The organism is Salipiger sp., assembly GCF_059781815.1.
Genome location: NZ_JBYNAH010000053.1, coordinates 3,232 through 25,177 on the forward strand (window position 1 = coordinate 3,232; position 21,946 = coordinate 25,177).

Here is a 21,946-nt window from a genome sequence, read left to right on the forward strand (position 1 = left end):
GTTGCCCACCGGGTTGCGCTTGAACACATGCGCGGTGCTGACATTGCTCAGGCGCGGGCGCATGACGTGGCCGGTGCGCTTGCCGGTCTCGTCGATGAAGGCCGAGCCGGCATAGCTCAGGCCGACATGCGGCGCGGTGGCGAGGTGCAGCACGTGGGCGTCGAGCTTGTCGGACATCCAGCGGTCGTCGGAATCGCAGAACCCGATCAGCGCGCCGCGGGCGGCGGCGATGCCCGTGTTGCGCGCCCCGGCTAGGCCCCGGTTGTGCTGCCGCACAAGGCGCACGCGGCGATCCTGCCTGGCGTGGGCCTCGGCGACGGCGGCCGTGGCATCGGTGGAGCCGTCATCGACCACGATGATTTCGAAATCGCCAAAGCTCTGGGCCGAGAGCGAGCGCAGCGTCTCGGGCAGGGTGGTGGCGGCATTGAACGCAGGGACGACGATGGACGCATAGGGCATCGGACGGCTCCTTATTTCGAAAACAGACTGTGGCGCAGCGGCGCGGGAAGCGCCGGAGCGAGCATCGCGGCAGCCGCGGTGGCCGCGCCCCGATGCAGCGGGAACAGGAAGGCACGCGCGTCGCGGCGCAGGCCCGACAGCGCGAGGCGCAGGGCAAGGCGCGGCTCGCAGCCGACGCGCAGCGCGCGGCGGGCGAGGTAGCGCAGGTGGATCGCCTCGGCGCGGTCGTCGGGCGAGAAGCCGAAGCGGCGCGCGGTCTCGAGCGCCTGCGCGCGCCCCTGCACCATGGCGGAGAGGTCCGAGGACAGACCGCCGGTGCTGGTGCGGTAGCGGATGTGATCCTCGTGCAGGCCGCAGAGATCGTAGCCGCTGCCGACGAGACGGATCAGCCACTCGAGATCCTCGTTGTGGACCATGTCGGAGCGGAAACCGCCGAGCGCGCGGAACACGTCGGTGCGGACCGAGAGGTTCGACATGGTGCAGACCGGGTTCTCCCCCATCAGCATCGGCACCGTCACCCGGCCATCGGGCACGGTCGAGCGGGCGCCGACGCGGGCCGGGTCGCTCTCGAAAAAGCCGATGCGGCCGAAGACTGCGTCGGCCTCGCCCATCAGCAGCGAGCTCACGACCGAGGAAAGCTTGCCCGGCAGCCAGATGTCGTCGGCGTCGCAGAAGGCGATGAAGGCGCCCTTGGCGAGGTCCATTGCGCCGTGGTTGCGCGCATCGCTCGGGCCCTTGCCCGGGTTGCGCACCACCGTGAGGCGCGGCTCGTCTGCGGCGAGCGCCTGCGCCACGGCAAGCGTGTCGTCCTGCGAGCCGTCCTCGACGATGATCGCCTGCCAGTCGGTCCAGCTCTGGCCGATCAGGCTCTCGACCGTGGCGGCAAGGGTCTTGGCTGCGTTGTAGGCGGGGATGACGATGGTAATCAGGGACATACGCTTACACTTTCACGAGAGACTTCACGAGGAACGGACCAAAGGCGAAACGAAGGGCGGGCAGCGAGACGGCGAGCATGGTGAGGCTGGCGGTGACCAGGTAGCCCCATGCGATGGTCTCGAGGCCGTAGGGTGCGGTGAGGGCGATATTGGCCATCAGCGCGGCGGTGAGGATCACGGTGGCGAGCAATTCCTGCTGCGGGCGGCCCTCGGCGCGCATCCAACCGGCGGCTGCGGTCCAGAGCATGGTGGGGATCGCGGCAAGGCAGAGGATCGAGACCACGCCGCTCAGATCGGCCCAGTCAGCGCCAAGCAGCAACGGCACGTACCAGGGTGCCAGCAGCGCCTGCAGCACCACCGCCGGACCCACGAGGCCGAGCGAGACGCCGAGCCCCTGACGCAGCGCCGCCGAGCGGTCGCTGCTGCCGCAGAGGTGCGGGAAGAGCACGGCGGCAAAGGCGGTCGAGAACGAGGTGGCGAGGCTGAGGCCGGCGTTGAAGGCCATGAAGTACATGCCGAGCGCTGCGGGGCCGAGCAGGGCTCCGACGATCAGCTTGTCGGCCTGCATCCGCGCCGCCTTGACGATCTCGACGCCAAGCACGGCCCAGCCGAAGCTCAGGAAGGGGCGGACCGGCGCCTTGCCGGCGGCCTTGTCGGCTTTCCACGGGTGCAGGGCGCGCATCGAAATGAGCCAGAACGGCGCGGTCAGCAGGCGCGGCAGCACCAGCGCCAGTGCGCTCGGCCAGACCAGCGCCAGCAGCACCGACATCAGGTTGGCGAGCACGGCCTGGCCGCCGGCGATGGCGGCGGTCTGCTTGAGCTTGCCGGCGCGCAGGGCGAGCCCGGTCTGCACCAGCCCGCCGGGCATGAAGAGATATTCCCCGGCCAGAACGAGGATCATCAGCGCCAGCGGCGCGTTGCCGGTCAGCGCCCAGACGCCGGCGGCGATGGCGCTCTGCGCGGTGACAAGGCCGAGGCACCAGATCCAGTTGAGGCTGTGGGCGCGGTTGCAGGTCGCGGAAAGCTCGCTGTCCGACGCGGCGATGATGCGTTGCCCGACACCGTTCTCTGTGAGTGATTTCAGCAGGTCCCCGGTGGCCAGCGCCGCCGCCGCGACGCCGATCTCGGTGGCGTCGAGGGTGCGCGCAACCGCGATGACAACCCCGAGCCGCGACAGCTTGGTGGCGACTTCGGAAGCGCCATAAGCGAGCAGGTGGCTCATCAGAGGGGTTGCGGGGTTGGACACGGTCGGGTTCTCCTAAGGTTGGAGTAACCATAAATTGCGGGGCCGATCGTGTCCTGCGCCCGGGGGGAGAGCCGGGCAACTCATGAGAGAGTAATCCTACCCTTGAGGATAGGTAGGCACTGCACATGAGAGAATTTTCTGTCATGCTGGTGACAGATAAGAAGAAAAAGCAGATCACGTGAGGGTTGCATGTCGAGCGCAAGCCGCAAAACCTTGAGCCTTTGTCTCGGGCTTGGCCTGGTGGCCGGCTGCGGCCCTGCGCCGTCGCCGAAGAACCTCGGGCCGATCGACGATGGCGGCGGATATCAGGCCCAGTATCGCGACCCGCCCCTGAATTTCGCCGAGGATCCGATCCTGCAGTCAGAGCGGCTCAACGCCGCGCGCTGCAAGCCGCTGGCCGGCGGGACCGGGAGCGGTGACGGCAAGACCGGCGGGCTGGCGCATCACGCGCTGCGCGGTGAGCGGTTGTCGCGCAACGATCTCGTCGACATCCGGGTCGCCGATGACGAGACCTTCGTCGGCAATTACGTGGTCTCGCGCGATGGAACGCTGAAGTTGCCCTTCCTGCCGCCGATCCGTGCCGAGGGGCGCAGCACCGGCCAGATCGAGGCCGACCTGATCGCCGCCCTGCTGAACGACGAGTTCTACGACGAGGCACCGCGTGTCTCGGTGCGAGTGGCGGATTTCGCCGGCGTCTCGGTGGCGGTCTCGGGCGCGGTGTTCGAGCCCCACGCGGCCGAGATCGGCCGGGTCTCGGGCGACGATCTCGACATCGCGCGGCAGACCGCTCTGGGCGCCTCGACCGAAGCGCGCAACCTCTCGGCCGCGATCCGCGCCGCCGGCGGCATCCGCCCCGACGCCGATATCTCGGCGGTCGAGCTCTACCGGGGCGGCCAGCGCTATGTGCTGGACATGCGCGGCGTCTTCGAGGGGCGCAACGCGGTCGACGTGATGCTGATCACCGGGGACGAGGTGGTGGTGCCGTCGCGCCAGTGCTTCCAGGAAGACCTGATGCGCCCGAGCCCGATCTCGCCGCCGGGCGTATCGATGTTCCTGTCGAACCTCACCGTGCCGGCCACCGGCAACGCGCCCTCGGCGATCGGGCGCGAGGTGCGGCAGGTGCCCTATGGCACGCGCATGATGCAGGCGGTGATCGACACCAACTGCGTTGGCGGCGCGCGCGCGACGAGCGCGCATCGCTCCGCGATCCTGGTGACCCGCGATCCGACCACGCAGGTCTCGACAGTGATCGAGCGCAGCATCGAGAACCAGCTGCGCCGCCCGGATCGCGACGATTACGATCCCTACCTGCTGCCCGGCGACGGCATCGCCTGCTACGACAGCAGCGTCACCAACCTGACGCAGGCGCTGCTGGCGGTCGGTGTGGCAAAGGCGGTGCTGCCCTGAGCCGCGCGAGGCCTAGCCGACGAGGCTGGGCTCCGGCGCCGCTTTCCAGGCCGCCTGCGCCTCGCTGATGGCAACCACGAGATCCTCGCGGTCGCCGGCCTCGGCGGCCTGTTCCACCAGCAGCAGCGCCTCGCGCACGCCGGGCTGCCCGAAGGCGGCGGCGCTGCCGGCGATCTGGTGGGCACGGTCGGCGATGGCGTCGTTGTCCTCGGGCAGCTCGGCCAGCCATTCGAAGAGCGATGCGGTCTCGGTCATATAGCGGTTGCGCAGCTTTTCCATCGGGCTTTCCTTCTTTTCCACCAAGAGGGGCGTCGAACCGTCGAGCTTCACCCTGCGTTCCCGGCCGGCGCAGAAGCGGATGATGATCTGGGCCAGCTCCGAGCGCTGCAGCGGCTTGCCGAGGAAATCCGACATGCCGGCGGCAGCGAAGCGATCCTTGGCCTCGGGCAGCACGTTGGCCGAGAAGGCCACGATGGGGGCATCCCAGTTCGGGCCCTCGCCCTCGCGGATCTTCTGGGTCGCCGTGAGGCCGTCCATCACCGGCATGCGAATGTCCATCAGCACGAGGTCGAACGGGCGCTTGCCGGCGATCTCCACCGCCTCCTGCCCGTTGCGGGCCTCGGTGACGTGGTGGCCCATGCCGACGAGCACCTCGTAGGCGAGCTGCATGTTGATGTCGTTGTCCTCGACCAGCAGGATCTCGAGATCCGTCGGTGCTTCGCTCTCGGGGCCGGCGCCGCTTTCCTCGACCGGGCTCTCGACCGGCAGGACCGGGATGCGCAGCCAGAAGGTGCTGCCCTCGCCGAGCGTGCTCTCGACGCCGATCTCGCCATCCATGGCCTGCACGAAGCGGCGCACGATGCCGAGCCCGAGTCCGGTGCCGCCGACGCTGTCGCTGACCTGATGCGAGACGGTCTGGAAATCCTCGAAGATCCGCGCCAGATCGCTTTCGGCGATGCCGCTGCCGGTGTCGCTGACCCGGATCTCGATCTTCGCCGGCTCGCCCCGTTCGATGACCTCGGCCTCGATGGTGATGCGCCCCTCGCGGGTAAACTTGATGGCGTTGCCGACGAGGTTGAGCAGGATCTGCTGCAGCCGCGAGCTGTCGACCTCGACCCACTCCTCTGGCGCGCCGATCCATCCCCATTGCAGGGCGTTGCCGTGCGCGTGGGCGGCGCTGGTCTGCGAATCCACGATGTCCTGCAGCAGGTGACCCAGATGGGTGACATCCTCCTGCGACTTGTCGGCCCCGGATTCGAAGCGCGCCACGTCGAGCACCGCATCCACGTGCCGCATCAGAAGCTCGCCCGAGATCTTCATGTTGCGCATATAGCGCGACTGGTTGCTGCTGAGCTTGGTGTCTTCCATCAGCGACAGGTTGCCGAGGATGCCGTTCAGCGGCGTGCGGATCTCATGCGTCATCATGGCGAGGAACTCGGCCTTGGCCTGTTCGCCGGCCAGCGCCTTATCGCGGGCCATCACCAGCTCGTTCTCGGCCGCGACGCGATGCGAGATGTCGCGCAGGAAGGCCACCATAAGCTGCTCTTCGCCGGCATGGGCGGTCTCGATCGCCAGTTCGATCGGGAAGGTCTCGCCATTGCAGCGCATCGCCTCGAGCTTGATCCGGCCCTGGCCGATCACCCGGTGGTCGCCATCCGCGGCATAGCGGGCCATGCCGGCTTCGTGCGCGTCGCGCAGGTGCTCGGGCACCATGATCTCGCCGACGCGCTTTCCGCGCACATCCTTCAGCCGGCAGCCGAAAATCCGCTCGGCCGCCGGGTTGAAGTTCTGGATGCGTCCCCTGGTGTCGGTGACCACGACCGCGTCGAGCGAGGTGTCGAGAATGGTGTTCAGGCGGGCATAGGCGATGGCCAGTTCCTTGCCGCGCTTCTCGGTCTGCTGGGCCGTGCGGCGGGCGTGGAGCAGCAGAACCGCGAGCGCGAGCAGCAGCAGGCCTGTGAGCAGCGCGAGGCGCAGCAGGGTCACCGCGACCGAGGTGCGCAGGGCATCGGATTCGAGCGCGAAATGCTGCAGGCCGGTGGTGGCGATCTTGCGCACGAGGATGCGCATCTCGTCGGCCTGCGCCGCAAGCTCGTCGAGCCCGGCGCGGAGATCCTCGCGCGGGCCGTCGATCAGCGGGATCATCGCGTTGAGCCGGTCGCGCACCTCGGTCAGCGGGGCGTCGAAGGCAGGATCTTCGCGCAGCGAGGAATAAAGCGAGCCGTTCGCCAGCGTCGAGGTGCGGCTGTAGAACACGTCGAACTCGACCACCACGCTGCTCAGCGGGGTTTCGGGCGCCGTACGCGCCCAGTTCACCGCGTTGCGGAATTCGAGAAATTCGACCTCGGCCTGCGACAGCGTCCAGTGGACGTTGTCCGAGCTGGCCGAGCTAAGAAACCGGAGTTCCTTAACGACTTCTCTTACGAGTACGGCAATGGCCAGCAGACACAAAAGGGCGAGTACCGTCAAAACGGCTCGCCCCGTGCGCCGGAAACCCGTTGCTAGCGTCATTCAGCCTCCAAAGGCAGGGGTTGAGTGGACCCCTACTTTATCGCCATACGGTCGAGTTGCCAGATGCTCCGTGAGTAGATCACCTCGGTCCGGTACTCGGCATTCGACGAGTACGGATAAATCAGCCACAGCGGGCCTTTGTCGCGGCGCGACATCAGCTCGCCATCCATTTCATAGGCCACGATGGGCCCGCCTTCGACGGCATCGCTGACCGGGATCACGACGGTATAGTCGTTGATCGCGGTGGCATCGATGTCCGACCCGGTGGCACCGATATGATCGAGCAGCGTCTTGAGCTCGACACCGGTGAACGTAATTGTTCCCGGGGTCCAGATCGTTTCGGTGGTGACGTCGGTGGCACCAAGGGCACGCAGCATGTCGAGATCGAACTCTGCCGTGCCATCGCCGTTGGTGTTCTCGATCTCGCCACTGATGGTCAGCAGCACCGTCCCCGTCGGTTCCTCGAGTTCTGCCGCGGCGACAGAGGTGGCGCCGATCAGCAGCAGCATACCGGCCGCCTGGGCAAAACGTTCCGTGAGTGTGTACATGGGACCAACCTTGATTCCGATTTGGGGAGAATCCTGCCACCAGGCAGGGATTTTTTCATATGGGGATCAGGACAGTGACCCTATCCGAAAGGATAGGTCAGGCGCCTTTTTCCTAGTCAGCAGCGAAACTTCGCTCAATACGCGCCGCGGCCGGAGAACACCGCCTGTGCGGTCAGACCAAGCAGAAGCAGGTCGAGCAGGAGGCTGCGGGAGCGCACATAGGCGATGTCCATGTCGACCATCTTGTCGAAGCCGATATCGGCGCGGCCCGAGACCTGCCAGAGGCCGGTGATGCCGGGGCGGGCGTCGAGGCGCTCGAGCGCGTGGGCCGGATAGGCCGCGACCTCGGTAGGCAGCGCCGGGCGCGGTCCGACCAGCGACATGTGGCCGAAGAGCACGTTGAAGATCTGCGGCAGCTCGTCGATCGAGTAGCGGCGCAGCACCCGGCCGACGCGGGTGACGCGGGGATCGGTGCGCGACTTGAAACAGATGCCCTCGCGGTCCGAGCTGGCGCGGATCTCGGCCAACCGCTCGGCGGCGTCGGTATGCATGGTGCGGAACTTGAAGATGGTGAAGGGCGTGCCGTTGCGCCCGACGCGGGTCTGCCGGAACAGCACCGGACCGCGGCTATCGAGGCGGATCATCGCCGCCACGAGCAGCAACAGGGGGGCAAGGATCAGCGTGAGCGCAAGGCTTCCGGCAAAATCGAGCGCCCGCTTGGCGATGGCCTCGCGCCCGGCAAGGCGCAGGGCGTGGCCGGCAGCGCGCGCCAGGAAGGTGGCGTTGCCCACAAGGTAGCGCCCGGCCATACGGCGCGGCTCCATCGCCAGCCGCCAGGCCCATTCCAGCCGCGCCTTGCGCACCGGCTCCGGCGCGCGCTCAACATTGCCGGCAAGGAAATCGAACAGCGCTCCGACGCCAAGCACGAGGCCGGGGGCAAGCTCCGAGAGATGACGGTCGATCCACAGCTCCTGCTGCGGCACACCCATGGCGACAAGCAGGATGTCGGCGCCCGAGGCGTTGATCTCGTGGATCGCCGCTTCGGCATTGGCGGCCCCGGCATAGCCGTCGCGGGTGCCGGCGATGCGCAGACCGGGGATCGTGGTGGCAAGCTTGCGGGCGGCGGCCTCGGCGGTGCCGGGCGTCGCGCCGAACAGGAAGACCGAGAGGCCGCGACGGGCGGCAGCCTTCAGCAGCGCCGGGGTGAAATCGGTGCCATTGAGATTTTCGGTCAGCGTCGTGCCGGTCATCCGGGCGGCGAGCTCGACGCCGATGCCGTCGGGCAGCACGGCCCCGGCGCGGGCCAGCGCCGCGGCATAGTGCGGATTGCGGGCGCGGATGTTGGCGCAATGGGCGTTGAGGAAGAAGACCGTGCGCGCCGAGCCACCAAGCAGCGCCTCGACGCAGTCATTGGTTGTGGCGTCGACCACCGGCAGACCAAGCACGCGCTTCGTGGGCAGAACGCGGGTCGCGGCGGCGAGCGGACGGGTGAAAGCGGCGGGCGGCATCATCTTCATGGCGGGGTCTCCTCCTGGCTGAGTGGCCCCTCATCCATCGCTTAAAGATAGCGTTAACCTCAATTTCCCAGCCGGCGAGGAGAGCGGCGCGGACGGCGCGTTTCCTCGCCGGACGCAGCGTCAACGGCGCGTTCATCCCCACGCCCTATCCGGCGGGATAGACGCTCTATGCGGGCGTTTGCGGGCGCGACCTATACCTGTGGGTAGGATGCCTATTCCGCTTTGCCGTGAGCGTTCGCAGAATTGCCTTAACGGGGTGCAGGCACTCGTGTAGCGTGTAGATCCGAAAGCAAGATCTTACGGTGCCACGATATGCGCGTTCTCATCGCTGACGACCACGACCTGCTGCGCGACACGCTGATCGCCTTTCTCGACGACGAAGACGGAATCGAGACCGGCAGCGCGTCGAGCTTTGCCGAGGCGCTGCAGCGCATGAAGGATGACGCGGCGTATGATCTCGTCCTGCTCGACTACAAGATGCCGGGCATGAACGGGCTCGAGGGCCTCAAGGAGGCGCTCGCCATCGAGGGCGCCCGGCACGTGGCGCTGATCTCGGGCGAGGCCAGCCGCGAGGTCGCCGAGGAAGCGCTCGAACTGGGAGCCGCAGGCTTCGTGCCCAAGACGCTGCCGGCCAAGTCCCTTGTCAACGCGGTGCGATTCATGGCCATGGGCGAGCAATACGCCCCCATCGCCTTCATGACCGCCGCCGAGGAGGTCGAAGAGCACCCGCTGGCCAAGACCCTCACCAAGCGCGAGATGGAAGTGCTGAAAGGTCTGACCGAGGGCAAGTCCAACAAGGAGATCGCCCGCGATCTCGAGATCACCGAGCCGACGATCAAGCTTCACGTGAAGACGCTGTATCGCAAGCTCGACGTGAACAACCGCACGCAAGCGGCCATCGTGGCGCGCGACGCCGGGATCTTCTGATCCGGTCACGCCACGGCCTCGCCGAAGGGATAGGTCGGCGGCACATCCGCCACCCGCGCCCCTCCGCCCGCGCAGCGGCTTTCATACACGCATAAGGTTAATGTCATGGGCAACGGAGATATGCCCATGACCCTTGCCGATCAGACCCTGACCGACGACCAGACCGCCGCGCCCGCCCGCCGCCGTTTCCGGCTGTGGCCGCGCAGGATCAGCTTTCGCCGCCTGCTCATGGGCGGCTCGTCTCTCGATCTCAGCCGCCTGCCCCGCTACCTCTGGATCTTCGCGCTGGGTGCCGCGGCGATCTGGGCGCCGATCACCGGCTATCTCAAGACCGCGCCGCTGAAATATTCCAGCCATATGTCGCTGATCCTGCCCGGCTCCGGCGCGTCGGCCTCGGTCAACCTCGCCGAGATCGGGCAGGCGTCGAGCTATTCCAACTCGGCCTTCTCGAGCAATTCCGTCAGCCCGACCGAGACCTACAAGCGCCTGCTCGCCGCCGACCGGGTGCTGCGCGATGCCGCCGGGCGGCTGGGCACCGACAAGGCCGGGTTCGGCGAGCCGCGGGTGCGGCTGGTCGACCAGACCGCCTTCATCCATATCGAGATGGTCGGCCCAAGCGCCGAGGCGGCACGCGACCGCAACGGCGCGCTGCTGGCCGCCTTCTTCGACGAGATCGACCGCCTGCGCGGCGACGAGCAGGACAGCCGCCAGACCGGCGGGCTGGCCGCGATCCGCGAGTATCAGGACAGCGTCGCCGCCACCCGCGAGGATATCGCCCGGCTGCAGGCCGAGAGCGGGCTTCACTCCGCCGAGCAATACAAGCGCCAGCTCGACGAGCTCGACGATCTGCGCATGCAGCTCGAGACCCTGAGCGCCGAGCACCGCAACAAGCTCGCCGCCGTGGCGCGGCTCGAAGGGCAGCTCGGCACCGATGCGGCGCAGGCGGCGATCATCCTGCGTCTCAACGGCGATGCCGACTACCTCGCGCTTCTCGAGACCATGTCCGAGGCCTCAACCGAGCTGGCCAGCGCCCGCGCCCGCTATGGCCGTCAGCACCCGGAGGTGGTCAAGGCCGCGACCGCCTACGAGGCCGCCAGCGCCGAGGCGCAGGCCCGCGCTCAGGCGCTCACCGGGGGCACTGGCCAGCTCGAGCGCGCCATCGACGGCGGCCGGGCGACGCTGCTGACCGAGCTGGTGCGGCAGGAATCCGAACGCACCGGGCTTGCTGCGCAGGTCGAGGGGCTGACCGCCCACATCGAGGCCGAGAGCACCCGGCTCGGCGCGCTGGCCCCGCTCGCCGCGCGGCTCGAGGATCTGCAGCGCGATTTCAGCGTCGCCGAGGCGGTGTTTGCCTCCGCCATCGCGCGCACCCAGTCGAGCAAGACCGACATCTATGCCTCTTACCCGCTGGTGCAGGTGCTCGAAGACCCCTCGCTGCCCGACGCGCCGAGTTCGCCCAAGCGCAAGCTCGCCGTGGTCGCTGGGGCGGCGGCGACCTTCCTGCTGCTGTTCTCGCTGAGCCTCGCGTGGATCCGTCTGGCGCTGATCCAGCGGCTGCTCTTCACCAAGGCCGAGCGCAAGTGATCGCGCCCCGGAACCCCGCCGAGGGCATGGTCTGGTCCACCATCGTCTGGACCTGGCCGCTCTACGGCATCGGCGCTCTCTATGTGGTCGGGCCGGTGCTGGCGTGGCTGCTGGCGATGCTGGCGGTGCTGGCGCTCTATCTCGGCCCGGCGATCCGCAGCGATCTGCGCGCCACGGGGCCGGTGCCGCCGGTGGTCTGGGGCTGGATCCTTGGCATGCTGGTGATGCTGGTGGCGCTCTGGGTCGGGCATCTCGACTGGGGTCTGGGGCTCAAGAAGACCATCAAGTCCTCGATCGGCTGGGCCAAGGGCTGGGCGCTTCTGGCGCTTTTCCCGCTCGCCGGCGCGGTGCTTCCGATCCGGCGCGAGATCCTGATCCGGGCGCAATGCCGGCTGGGTTTTTACACGCTCTGTCTCGCCCCGATCCTTCTGATCGCGCCGACGCTGGGTCTGCCCGAACGCATCTTCACCTCGCCGCTCAAGGCCATTGGCGGGCCAGGGCCGGAATATTTCTCGGTCTATCTCTTCACCTTCGATCCCGCCTCCTGGACGCCGCGCTGGCAGTTTTTCGCGCCGTGGTCGCCCTTCGCGGCGCTGCTCGGCGTGACCACCGTGCTCTTCGCGCTTGAGGAGAAGGAGAAGAAATGGCGCGCGGCGGGCATCGGCGCAGGCGTGCTGATGATCCTCGCCTCGAAGTCGCGCATGGGGCTCGTCGGGCTCGTCGCCTGCAGCATCGGGCCACGGATGATGCCGCTGATCCTCAAGGGCTGGGCCTGGGGTGCCTTTGCCGGGCTGACCGCCTCGATGGCCATCGTCGGCCCATGGCTACTGCGCGCCATCGACAGCGGTGTCTCGGCCTTCAAGGGCGCGCGGGCCGACAGCACGCGCGTGCGCGAGACGCTGCAGCGCATCGCGCGCGAGCGCTGGCAGGAAGAGGCGGTGTGGTTCGGTCACGGCACCGTGCATCCGGGGCCGCACGTCGTCGAGTACATGCCCATCGGCAGCCACCACACCTGGTTCGGGCTGCTTTTCGTGAAGGGGCTGACGGGGTTGCTGGCTTTTGCCGTACCGCTGATCTGGCAGATCTGGATCGCGCTGAAGGATGCCGCCCTTGGCCCGCGCGGGCGGCTTCCCCTCGGGATTTGCATGGTGCTTGTGCTGCTGTCGTTCGGCGAGAATATCGAGATCGAGGCTTATCTGCTGTGGCCGGCACTGGTTGTCCTGGGCCTCCATGCCCGCGAGGTCGCTGATGCGCGGGCCGAGCACAAGGCGTATGACCCTCGCTTGGCCGTGTCTTGAGGAGTGTCATCTGCAAGCGAGGATCGGACGCCGCGGATCTGGTCGGCGTGGCGCATCGCGCATCCCCGATAGTAAGGACACCGGCTTCGGCGCATGAGTCTGAGAAGGCGCCTGATTCAGCCCAAAGTGACGCTACGGAAACACCCTATGATTGTTTCGATTCGAGCCACTCACCGATGCGTTGCGCCCGTCCAATATGCAAGCAATATCAAATGCTCAAAATGTGCCATCCACGCAACATACGACCATTTGACAGCGGTATCTGAAGACCGCTTTGGCTCCTCGCTCTACAAACGAGACCCCAGCTTTGTTACCAATGGGAAAACAATAACAGAGCAGGCACAGGCAAGATGGGAACGGGCATCAAGGGCACGTTCGTCATTTCCTGGTCACAAACGCTTATAGACGGTTTCGAGTCCGCCAGTTTTTCGTCGCTCCGCGTTGGGGCGGCCTGGGCATGGGAAGGCGAGGCCGTTCGGGTGGATGGGCCTTCGGGGCTCCTCGAGCTTGATCGTGCGGACGGCGTAGCCGACATCCGCCGGCGGGCGGCGCAGATGGTGCGCCGGCTTGTGGGGGCCGCGGTGACGAACAGCAGCCGACTCGACGATGTCGAGGTCGGTCATCCTCTTTGCGAGAGCAGTTTCGTCGTCACAGACGGCGCACAGACCTATACCGTCACGCTCATCCAGGTGGATGGCGCGGCGCGACCGCTGCTGATGTTCCTCAACGAGATACCGCCGCGCGGTGTCGATCTGTGGATCGTGCACGCGTCGCTGGGGCCACTGGCGAAGCACGAGGGCGCCGAGCAATCGGGCGGGGTGATCTGCTTCACTCCGGGCACCCGCATCCAGACGCCGACCGGCTCGATCCTGGTTCAGGATCTGCGCGAGGGCGACCTGATCCAGACCAAGGACAATGGCCCGCAGGAAGTGCAGTGGGTCGGCAGCCGGCGGATGACCGGCGCGCGGCTCTTCGCCATGCCCAAGCTGCGCCCGGTGCGGATCCGCGCCGGCGCCTTCGGCATCGAGCGCCCCGATGAAGAATTCCTCGTCTCGCCCGAGCACCGAATGCTGGTGACAGGCCCGATCGCCCGGGCGCTGTTCAATACCGATGAGGTGCTGGTGCGGGCCTCGGATCTGGTGAACGGGCGCACCGTGGTGCGCGACCTGTCGGTGCGAGAGGTGACCTACGTGCACCTGCTGCTGCCGCGTCACGAGGTGCTGTTTGCCAATGGCGTTGAGACCGAGAGCTTCCACCCCTCGAACACCGCCCTGTCGACCCTGCGCGACGAGGACAGGGCACGCCTGCTGGCGATGATCCCGGGGATCGACCACAGCCCGCAGAGCTACGGCAGCTTCGCCCGTCGCAACCTGTCGGAATCCGAGGCGGCGATCCTGATGCACGAGGCGGCCTGAGGCAGCGAGCAAGCGTTTCAACACCCTTCTTACAGGGGCGGTGCATCAGGTGTCATGCCGATGAATGCGCCGCCCTGACCGGGCGACCGCTGCGCCTCAGTCGCGGAGCTCGTCCGGGGCCACGCCCCAGAGCGCGGTTTTCGGTGCCCAGCCGTCATAGCCACCGGCCGACAGCTCGCACCACGCGGTGTCGCATTTGCCGAGCTTTGCGACCACGCCAAGCGCCAGCTTGGCGTTGACCGGAGCGTCGGCATCGGGGCGGCTGTGCAGCTCGAGCATGTCCTGCTGGACCAGCACGGTACGCACGCCCGAGAGCAGCGAGTAATGCACCCAGCCGCCGGCACCGTCGGCATCGCGCACCCGGCGCCAGTGGCCATATTCGGCGGTGATCTCGAGCGGCATGTCGCGGCGGGTGTAGATCCAGTCGATGCGGTGGGCGAGCGAGGGTCCGCGCCGCACATTGCCCTCCGAGGCCTTCATCGACACGTAGCGCGGCAAGGGCAGATTGGTGACGGGGCCACGCTCGTCGGTGGCGGCGGAGACGGTACCGGTCACCAGGGCGGCCATCAGCCCCACGATCAAAGCGGCTTTGCGCATTTCACTGTCCTGCCCGAGTTTTTAAGGCGGGGTTCTTGTGCCCCGCACGCTCATGGGACACTGTGCCATCGGAGACGAGCTGTGGAAAGGGAGGGGAGGCGCGCCATGCCTCAGAAACGCCTGAGTGTTGTCGTGACGCGACGCTTGCCCGAAGCGGTCGAGACGCGTCTGAGCGAGCTGTTCAACGTCACCCTTCGTGAAAGCGACACGCCGATGTCCCGTGCCGAGCTGGCCGAGGCCATGGCCGAATGCGACGTGCTGGTGCCGACCATCACCGACCCGATCGATGCCGGGCTCATCGGCCAGGCCGGCGAGCGCCTGAAGCTGATCGCGAATTACGGTGCCGGGGTCGATCACATTGATGTCGAGACCGCCCGCCGCCGCGGCATCCTGGTGTCGAACACCCCCGGCGTGATGACTGACGACACCGCAGACATGGTCATGGGGCTGATGCTTGCGGTGACCCGGCGCATGCAGGAGGGGCTTGCGGTCATGCAGGCCGGCACCTGGGAGGGCTGGGCCCCCAACGCGTTCCTTGGCACAAGGCTCGGCGGCAAGCGCCTCGGGATCCTAGGCATGGGCCGCATCGGTCAGGCGGTGGCCAAGCGGGCGCAGGCCTTCGGGATGCAGATCCACTACCACAACCGCCGGCGCCTGCGCCCCGAAACCGAGGACGCTTTCGAGGCGACCTACTGGGAGAGCCTCGACCAGATGGTCGCACGGATGGACGTGATCTCGGTGAACTGTCCGCACACGCCCTCGACCTTTCACCTGCTCAACGCGCGCCGGCTGAAGCTGATGAAGCCCACTGCGGTGATCGTGAACACCTCGCGCGGCGAGGTCATCGACGAAAGCGCCCTGACCCGGATGCTCAAGTCGGGCGATCTCGCCGGCGCCGGCCTCGACGTCTACCAGCACGGCATCAAGGGCAATCCCGAGCTCGTCAACATGCCCAACGTGGTGATGCTGCCGCATATGGGTTCGGCCACCATCGAGGGCCGCATCGAGATGGGCGAGAAGGTGCTGCTCAACGTCAAGACCTTCGCCGATGGCCACCGGCCGCCGGATCAGGTCGTGCCGGCGATGCAATAACCGCAAATGGCACGCCCTTCCGGCTTGCACCGGAAGGGCGGTTCCATTCGCTGTGGCATTGCGAGCCGGGCGCAGCATCGCTCGGAGGCCCAGCGCCCTGCCCCGCGGCTCGCCGCCCTGCAGGCCGGAGGGCGCTCAGCCGTAGACGGCTTCCTTGCCGAAATGCTTGGTCAGCATGTAATACACCACGGCACGGTACTTGTTGCGCTCGGAGCGGCCATAGGTCTCGACCACGGCATTGATCGCGTCCATCAGCTCGGGGCCATCCGACAGGCCGAGCTTCTTGATCAGGAAGTTCTCCTTGACCGTTTCCAGCTCGCCCGGCTGGCTCGAGGCGACGGTCGATGCGTCGTCGTTGTAGATCGCCGGCCCGCAGCCGATGGTCACCTTGGTCAGCAGCTCCATGTCCGGCTCCATCCCGCACTTGCTGCGCAGGTCCTCGGCGTATTTCTCGATCAGCTCGTCTCTCTTGCCCATCGTCGTTCTCCCATTATTCGCGGACACGGCCGCCCCCAGTCGCCGCAGACGTTTTCGCTGCGATCGCGGTCAGCTTACCCCTATCGCTCCTGATAAAAAGGACTTTTTCGCCGCGCCTTTCGGCTCCAAGCGGCCGCAAGGCGGTTCGCGAATGACAATTCTGGGTTGTTCAGAAAAATCTTCGTGACTCGGAGGCGGATTGTCGCAGAGCATTGATTCATTCAAGGCGCACCAAGCCGCGCCGACCCAATCATAACAACAACGGGGATAGTTCAGATGACTTCAGAGACATTCGTCGTCGCCTTCGAGGGCGATCCCGACGATCCCGGGGTGCTCGATTATGCAATGGCCCGCGCCAAGGCAGAGGATGCGAAGCTGCTTCTCGTCCACGTGCTCGAATGGTCGCCCTACTCGTTCCTCACGCCGCAGGAACTCGAGGAACGCCATGGCCGCCGCAAGCAGGAGCTGGCCCGCGCCAACGAGGTCGTCATGGCCCCGGCGCTGCGCAAGTGTCAGGCTGCCGGCATCGAGGCGGATGGCATCATCCGCTACGGGCAGGTTGTCGAGCTGATCGTCGAAGAGACCAAGAAGGCCGGCGCCACGGTGATCTTCGTCGGGCGCTCCGGCTCGCAATCCATGGCCGCGCGGGTCTTCGGCTCGGTGCCGATCGGGCTTGCACAGGTCGCCCCCGTCCCCACCGTCATCGTGCCCTGAGCGAAGGAACGTTTCCCATGTTCGACAGAAAGACATTTCCTCTCGCCGCCGCCTTCGCCCTCTCGGGCGCGACCGCGCAGGCGCAATCCATCGACGAGACCATCAACAGCGTCATCGGCGCCGCCACCGGCCCCTTCGTGAGCTTCATCTTCTCGCCCTTCCCCGGCACATCCTTCCCGTGGATCGTGCTCTGGCTGGTGGTCGCTGCGACGATCTTCACGCTCTACTTCGCCTTCGTGCAGTTCCGGTCCTTCCCGCATTCCATCGCGCTGGTCTCGGGCAAGTATTCCGATCCCAATGACGCCGGCGAGGTCAGCCACTTCCAGGCGCTGGCCACGGCGCTTTCGGGCACCGTCGGCCTCGGCAACATCGCGGGCGTCGCGGTGGCCGTCTCGATCGGCGGGCCCGGCGCCACGTTCTGGATGATTCTCGCCGGCCTCATGGGCATGGCGTCGAAATTCACCGAGTGCACGCTCGGGGTGAAGTACCGCAACGAGTTCCCCGACGGCCACGTTTCGGGCGGGCCGATGTACTACCTGTCCAAGGGCATGGCCGAGCGCGGCTTTGCCGGCCTCGGCAAGGTTCTGGCGATCATCTTCTCTATCTTCTGCGTCTTCGGGGCGCTTGGCGGCGGCAACATGTTCCAGGCCAACCAGGCGCATGCGCAGATCGTCAACATCGTCGGCGACTATCCCGGCTGGATCACCGGCGTGGTCTTTGCCGCCATCGTCTTTGCGGTGATCGTCGGTGGCCTCAAGTCCATCGCGCAGGTGACCGAGAAGATCGTGCCCTTCATGGGCGTGCTCTATGTCGGTACGGCGCTCATCGTCATCCTGATCAACTTCGACAAGATCGGCTGGGCCTTCGGGCAGATCTTCGACGGGGCCTTCACCGGCGCCGGCGTCGCAGGCGGTCTCGTGGGGGCGCTGATCCAGGGCTTCAAGCGCGCCGCCTTCTCGAACGAGGCGGGCGTCGGCTCGGCCGCCATCGCCCACTCGGCGGTGAAGACCAAGGAGCCGATCACCGAGGGCTTCGTGTCGCTGCTCGAGCCGTTCATCGACACCGTGGTGATCTGCACCATGACGGCGCTGGTGATCATCATCACCGGGGTGATGCAGATCGACCCCGAGACCGGCAACTACATCTGGAACGCCGAACTTGGCCGGGTCGAGACCGTCGGCGACGTCTCGGGCGTGGCGCTGACCTCGGCCGCCTTCGGCTCGGCGCTGAGTTGGTTCCCCTATCTGCTGGCCATCGCGGTGATCCTCTTCGCCTTCTCGACGATGATCTCGTGGAGCTATTACGGCCTCAAGGCGTGGACCTACATGTTCGGCGAGGGCAAGGCGCAGGAGCTGAGCTTCAAGATCCTGTTCTGCGTCTTCGTGATCATCGGCGCGGCGATGAACCTCGGGCCGGTGATCGACTTCTCCGACGCCTCGATCTTCGCCATGGCGCTGATCAACATCATCGGCCTCTACTTCCTGATGCCGATCGTGAAGGCCGAGCTGAACAGCTACAACGCGCGCCTGAAATCCGGCGAGATCAAGCGCTACGCCTGATCCCGGCACGTCACACTCAAACCACCCAAGAGGCGCTGCGGCGCCTCTTGGCGGTCAGGGGAGAATGACTATGGACTGCACCGATGTGGCCTCGCAATACAGCATGGTGTTCAGCGCCTACGAGAGCTTCAACGGCTATTCGCTGACCCTCAAAGGCTGGTCGGTGACGGTTGCGCTGGCGGGGATGCTGACGGCCTACAGCAATTCGGTCACCCGCAACGGCCGCATCGCGCTGGTGCTCGCCACGCTCAGCACGCTTCCCTTCTGGTGGATCGACGCGCTGTTCAAGTCATGGCAGCAGGGCTACGAGCGCGTACTCGAAAGTCTCGAAAGCGGCTGCGAGGGTCTGCCGCCGGTGATGGGGCTCTGGGCCGACCTGCACGTCTCGAACTGGGACACGCTGATGGCCTCGCTACAAGACTGGCTCGGTCAGCCAGAGGGTATGGGGCCGGTTATGATGATGCTCTATCCCGGCGTCTTCCTGCCGCACGCGCTGATCCTGTTCGCCGGGCTGGTGCTGGCGATCTGGTTCCCGCCACGGGTGGAAAGCGCGCCCGCACCGAGACGCAAGACCCTGCTCTGAGCCGCACGGGAGGCACCGGGGGCGACACAGACGCCGCCCCCGGATCTTTACTTTATTCCGCCGAGAGCAGCTCCGGCACCGACAGCAGGATGAACTCGTTATGCGCGGCCTCGCCCGGCACACGGCCGCCCGAGAAGGGCAGGTTGTTGTCGTTGGCGACGAGGATGTGGGTCTCGTCGACGCGGGCCACGTCCTCGATGGTGAAGAACGGGAAGGTGAAATTGCCTTCCGCGGGCTTCAGACCGTCGAGCGCCACGGCGTCGGGGTCAGCGATGTTCAGCAGGTCGATATGACCGATGCGGCGGACATAGCCATCCTCATCGGCGTCGCTCATGTCGACGAGCACGATGTTCTTCACCTTGGCCGGATTGGGGTAACAGGCCGAGGTGTCGGTCGCTCCTTCGGCGCAGGCCTTGGCGGCATCGCCCTCGCCATTGTCTCGCTCGATGACCAGCGCGCGGGTCTCGTCGATGAAGTTGAAATCACCGATGGCGGTGGCGCCTTCGGCCAGCGCGAACTTCACGCTCTCTCCGGTCCATTCCCCCGCTTTGGGGTCGAACTGGATGACGCGCAGGAACGGGCCCTCGGTCTCGCCGCCCTCGAGCAGGAGCGGCTTTTCCATCATCGCCCAGAGCATGTCGGTGCCCGGCTGCAGGGCCATGCCCTCGTAGCCGCCCGAGCGCTGCACCTGGAAATCAAGGCCGGCGGTAGCGGGAACGTAGACGCTGTAGGTGTCGGGGCCGGTCAGGGTCTTGCCGTCGAACTCGGTGGCGTAGACCTCCTTGACCACACCGTCGAGCGACGCGCGGATGATGTAGGGGCCGAACTCGTCGCCGATGAAGACCTCGTCGCCCAGCACCTGGATCGACTCGAGATCGAAATCGGCGCCGGTCAGGTAGCGGCTCTCGGTCCCCTCGTAGGCGATGCGGAACGGCACCTTGCCGTCGGGATCGCTGAGAAAGATGGTCTCGCGGCGCTCGACGGTGCCGGTGTCGAAATCCGGCGCCATCTTGTGGAAGAACAGCATCGCGTCGGGCGAGTTGCGCTTGTTGCCAAAGCCGTTGTCGGTGAGCGTATACCAGCTGCCATCCTCGGCGCGGGTCATCGCAAAGCCCGACATGCCCTGCACCGGCTGGCCGATGAAGGGCAGCGAGATGCCGGTGTCATGCGCGCCGTAATTCTTGCCGGTGTTGCCCATGACGGTCATCGGCTGGTCGTTGCGGGCGCCCGCGGTGTACTTGCCCGAGATCCACAGATCGCGCGGCGCGTCGGCCGGCGGCTCGACCAGCGACAGCGCCGGCAGGTAGGCATGGCCGGCGAGCGTTGCCGGGAACAGCTCCTCGGCGATGGCGGGGGCGGCCAGCACATTGGCCAGCGCGAGAACGGAAAGCGAAAGGCGCATTCTTCACATCCTTCTGAGTGACTGAATGCGCCCGAGCTACCGTGGCACGGTAACGCTCCCGTGGCTCTCTGGTGTCAGTTTGGTAACGCCGCCGCCGCGTCGCGGGGTCAGCTGGTGAACACCTGCTCCATCTCGTCTTCCGTCATCTCTCCGGCGCCCTTGCCGCCGGCGATCATCTGTGCGGCCAGCGCCGCCATCCGGGCGTTGAGCGTCGCGTCAGCGCCGTGCAGGCGGCCGAGCAGCGCCACCTCGCCGTTGAGGTAATCGGTCTCGACGCTGCCCGCCCCGCGCGCAATGCTCTGCCGGGTCGAACTGCCCGAGCGCGGCGTGCCCTCAATCTCGACGATCTGCATGAACTCCTTGCGCCGTGCGTCGTCCATCCCGACATCGCGCCACGCCACGCCTGCCGCCTTGAACACCGCCGTGGCCTCGTCCTTCAGACGGTTGGTGAAGCGCGGCTTGTCGGCGTCGAGCGGCAGCATGGCGTCGACGATATTGCCGAGGTTCATCAGGAGCTTGCCGTATTTCGACTCCATCACAGCCTCGGAGACGAAGGTGGCGATATTGGCCTTGTCCAAAGCCGCTTTCAGCGCCGCATCCGCATCATCCGAGCCACCCGGGTAGCGCCCGATCTCGAAGAGCCCATAGCAGGGCGCGCCGTGGGTGATGACCTCGCCGGGCTCGAGATAGGTCGCCGGCATCATCACCGTGACGCCGTGCACATTGGGGAAATAGCGCAGTGCCATACGCTCGTTGGCAACGCCGTTCTGGCAGCAAAACAGCGGCTGGTCGGTCATCCCGGCGGCGCGCAGCGCCAGAAGCGCATCCTCGGTGTCCTGCCCCTTCACGCAGAGCAGCACCATGTCATCGGGGCGGAAGTCGATCTCGGAGGGGTGCGCCACGCAGGGGAACGGCACTTCGAGCGTGCCGCGGGCGCTGATCATGCGCAGGCCGTTGTCGCGGATCGCCTCGAGCATCCGACCGCGCGCGATGCCCAGCACCTCGTGCCCCGCCTCGACCAGCGCCGCGCCGACAACGCCCCCGATGGCGCCGACGCCGTGAATGATGATCCGCATGATGCCGTTCCTTCCAGTGATCCGTTGGCCGAGGTCTATCACGCGGGAAAGCGGGGACCAGACAAGAAGACGCCCCGCACGAGGGCGGGGCGTCTCTCCATTCCGGATCGGGCAAGGATGCCCGCCGGATGATCAGTAGCGGTAATGTTCCGGCTTGAACGGGCCTTCCGGGGTCACGCCGATATAGGCGGCCTGCTCGGGCGAGAGCGTGGTCAGCTTGACGCCGATGCGGTCGAGATGCAGGCGCGCGACCTTCTCGTCGAGATGCTTGGGCAGGATGTAGACCTTGTTCTCGTACTGGGCGCCGTTCTTGTAGAGCTCGATCTGCGCCAGCACCTGGTTGGTGAACGAGGCCGACATGACAAAGCTCGGGTGGCCGGTGGCGTTGCCGAGGTTCAGCAGGCGGCCTTCCGAGAGCAGGATGATGCGGGCGCCCGAGGGCATCTCGATCATGTCCACCTGGTCCTTGATGTTGGTCCACTTGTGGTTCTTCAGCGAGGCCACCTGAATCTCGTTGTCGAAGTGGCCGATATTGCCGACGATTGCCATGTCCTTCATCTCGCGCATGTGCTCGATGCGGATCACGTCCTTGTTGCCGG

Annotated in this window: 20 protein-coding genes; 9 read left to right on the top strand and 11 right to left on the bottom strand. The window is 66.5% G+C overall.

Going from position 1 to position 21,946, the window contains the following annotated elements; genetic code table 11:
- From AC6RA4_RS08365 to AC6RA4_RS08375, 3 genes are all read right to left on the bottom strand, one after another.
- The coding region (locus AC6RA4_RS08365; protein ID WP_500159271.1) for a glycosyltransferase family 2 protein at positions 1-459 on the bottom strand (459 nt) is incomplete at its 3' end.
- Positions 460-470: 11 nt separating this feature from the next.
- Complete coding sequence (locus AC6RA4_RS08370) at positions 471-1,394, bottom strand: glycosyltransferase family 2 protein (protein WP_500159273.1); 924 nt, start codon at positions 1,392-1,394, stop codon at positions 471-473.
- Between the two features lie 4 nt (positions 1,395-1,398).
- Entirely contained in the window at positions 1,399-2,616 is a 1,218-nt protein-coding gene (locus tag AC6RA4_RS08375; RefSeq protein ID WP_500159307.1) for an oligosaccharide flippase family protein, read from the bottom strand.
- Positions 2,617-2,829: 213 nt separating this feature from the next.
- On the opposite strand from AC6RA4_RS08375, the gene AC6RA4_RS08380 reads away from it, so the two are divergent.
- The gene (locus tag AC6RA4_RS08380; RefSeq protein ID WP_500159275.1) at positions 2,830-4,047 is read left to right on the top strand and encodes a polysaccharide biosynthesis/export family protein; all 1,218 of its coding nucleotides are present in this window, start codon (positions 2,830-2,832) and stop codon (positions 4,045-4,047) included.
- Between the two features lie 12 nt (positions 4,048-4,059).
- On the opposite strand, the gene AC6RA4_RS08385 is transcribed toward AC6RA4_RS08380, so the two are convergent.
- From AC6RA4_RS08385 to AC6RA4_RS08395, 3 genes are all read right to left on the bottom strand, one after another.
- Positions 4,060-6,516 (bottom strand): ATP-binding protein, encoded by a 2,457-nt coding sequence (locus tag AC6RA4_RS08385; protein WP_500159277.1) that lies wholly within the window; start codon positions 6,514-6,516, stop codon positions 4,060-4,062.
- Between the two features lie 74 nt (positions 6,517-6,590).
- Positions 6,591-7,106, bottom strand: coding sequence for a putative pterin-binding protein (locus tag AC6RA4_RS08390; RefSeq protein WP_500159279.1), 516 nt, complete (start codon positions 7,104-7,106; stop codon positions 6,591-6,593).
- Between the two features lie 134 nt (positions 7,107-7,240).
- Positions 7,241-8,623 carry a WecB/TagA/CpsF family glycosyltransferase gene (locus AC6RA4_RS08395; RefSeq protein ID WP_500159281.1) on the bottom strand — a complete coding sequence of 461 codons (1,383 nt, stop codon included), beginning with the start codon at positions 8,621-8,623 and terminating at the stop codon, positions 7,241-7,243.
- Positions 8,624-8,935: 312 nt separating this feature from the next.
- Between AC6RA4_RS08395 and AC6RA4_RS08400 the strand changes: the two genes are divergently transcribed.
- The 4 genes from AC6RA4_RS08400 to AC6RA4_RS08415 all read left to right on the top strand — a co-directional run bounded on the left by AC6RA4_RS08400 (position 8,936) and on the right by AC6RA4_RS08415 (position 13,847).
- Positions 8,936-9,550, top strand: coding sequence for a response regulator (locus tag AC6RA4_RS08400; RefSeq protein ID WP_500159283.1), 615 nt, complete (start codon positions 8,936-8,938; stop codon positions 9,548-9,550).
- A 126-nt stretch (positions 9,551-9,676) separates the two neighbouring features.
- A complete protein-coding gene (locus AC6RA4_RS08405; RefSeq protein ID WP_500159285.1) occupies positions 9,677-11,134 on the top strand; it encodes a GumC family protein in 1,458 nt (485 codons plus the stop codon).
- Positions 11,135-11,160: 26 nt separating this feature from the next.
- Positions 11,161-12,432 carry an O-antigen ligase domain-containing protein gene (locus AC6RA4_RS08410; RefSeq protein WP_500159309.1) on the top strand — a complete coding sequence of 424 codons (1,272 nt, stop codon included), beginning with the start codon at positions 11,161-11,163 and terminating at the stop codon, positions 12,430-12,432.
- A gap of 350 nt (positions 12,433-12,782) precedes the next feature.
- Complete coding sequence (locus tag AC6RA4_RS08415; RefSeq protein ID WP_500159287.1) at positions 12,783-13,847, top strand: Hint domain-containing protein; 1,065 nt, start codon at positions 12,783-12,785, stop codon at positions 13,845-13,847.
- Positions 13,848-13,943: 96 nt separating this feature from the next.
- Here the strand turns inward: AC6RA4_RS08415 and AC6RA4_RS08420 are convergent, their stop codons facing one another.
- Positions 13,944-14,444, bottom strand: a complete 501-nt coding sequence (locus AC6RA4_RS08420) for an SH3 domain-containing protein (RefSeq protein ID WP_500159289.1) — start codon at positions 14,442-14,444, stop codon at positions 13,944-13,946.
- A gap of 105 nt (positions 14,445-14,549) precedes the next feature.
- Between AC6RA4_RS08420 and AC6RA4_RS08425 the strand changes: the two genes are divergently transcribed.
- Positions 14,550-15,536 carry a 2-hydroxyacid dehydrogenase gene (locus tag AC6RA4_RS08425; protein WP_500159291.1) on the top strand — a complete coding sequence of 329 codons (987 nt, stop codon included), beginning with the start codon at positions 14,550-14,552 and terminating at the stop codon, positions 15,534-15,536.
- A 135-nt stretch (positions 15,537-15,671) separates the two neighbouring features.
- Here the strand turns inward: AC6RA4_RS08425 and AC6RA4_RS08430 are convergent, their stop codons facing one another.
- Positions 15,672-16,013, bottom strand: coding sequence for a DUF2853 family protein (locus AC6RA4_RS08430; protein WP_500159293.1), 342 nt, complete (start codon positions 16,011-16,013; stop codon positions 15,672-15,674).
- A gap of 276 nt (positions 16,014-16,289) precedes the next feature.
- Between AC6RA4_RS08430 and AC6RA4_RS08435 the strand changes: the two genes are divergently transcribed.
- The 3 genes from AC6RA4_RS08435 to AC6RA4_RS08445 all read left to right on the top strand — a co-directional run bounded on the left by AC6RA4_RS08435 (position 16,290) and on the right by AC6RA4_RS08445 (position 18,869).
- The gene (locus AC6RA4_RS08435; RefSeq protein ID WP_500159295.1) at positions 16,290-16,727 is read left to right on the top strand and encodes a universal stress protein; all 438 of its coding nucleotides are present in this window, start codon (positions 16,290-16,292) and stop codon (positions 16,725-16,727) included.
- 17 nt (positions 16,728-16,744) lie between these two features.
- Positions 16,745-18,286: an alanine/glycine:cation symporter family protein gene (locus AC6RA4_RS08440; RefSeq protein ID WP_500159297.1), complete on the top strand. Its 1,542-nt coding sequence runs from the start codon at positions 16,745-16,747 to the stop codon at positions 18,284-18,286.
- A gap of 70 nt (positions 18,287-18,356) precedes the next feature.
- Positions 18,357-18,869 (top strand): hypothetical protein, encoded by a 513-nt coding sequence (locus AC6RA4_RS08445; RefSeq protein ID WP_500159299.1) that lies wholly within the window; start codon positions 18,357-18,359, stop codon positions 18,867-18,869.
- Between the two features lie 52 nt (positions 18,870-18,921).
- On the opposite strand, the gene AC6RA4_RS08450 is transcribed toward AC6RA4_RS08445, so the two are convergent.
- From AC6RA4_RS08450 to AC6RA4_RS08460, 3 genes are all read right to left on the bottom strand, one after another.
- Positions 18,922-20,271 carry an esterase-like activity of phytase family protein gene (locus AC6RA4_RS08450; RefSeq protein ID WP_500159301.1) on the bottom strand — a complete coding sequence of 450 codons (1,350 nt, stop codon included), beginning with the start codon at positions 20,269-20,271 and terminating at the stop codon, positions 18,922-18,924.
- A gap of 107 nt (positions 20,272-20,378) precedes the next feature.
- Complete coding sequence (locus AC6RA4_RS08455) at positions 20,379-21,347, bottom strand: ketopantoate reductase family protein (RefSeq protein WP_500159303.1); 969 nt, start codon at positions 21,345-21,347, stop codon at positions 20,379-20,381.
- A gap of 132 nt (positions 21,348-21,479) precedes the next feature.
- On the bottom strand, positions 21,480-21,946 hold a 467-nt coding region (locus AC6RA4_RS08460; RefSeq protein WP_500159305.1), incomplete at its 5' end, for an adenosylhomocysteinase.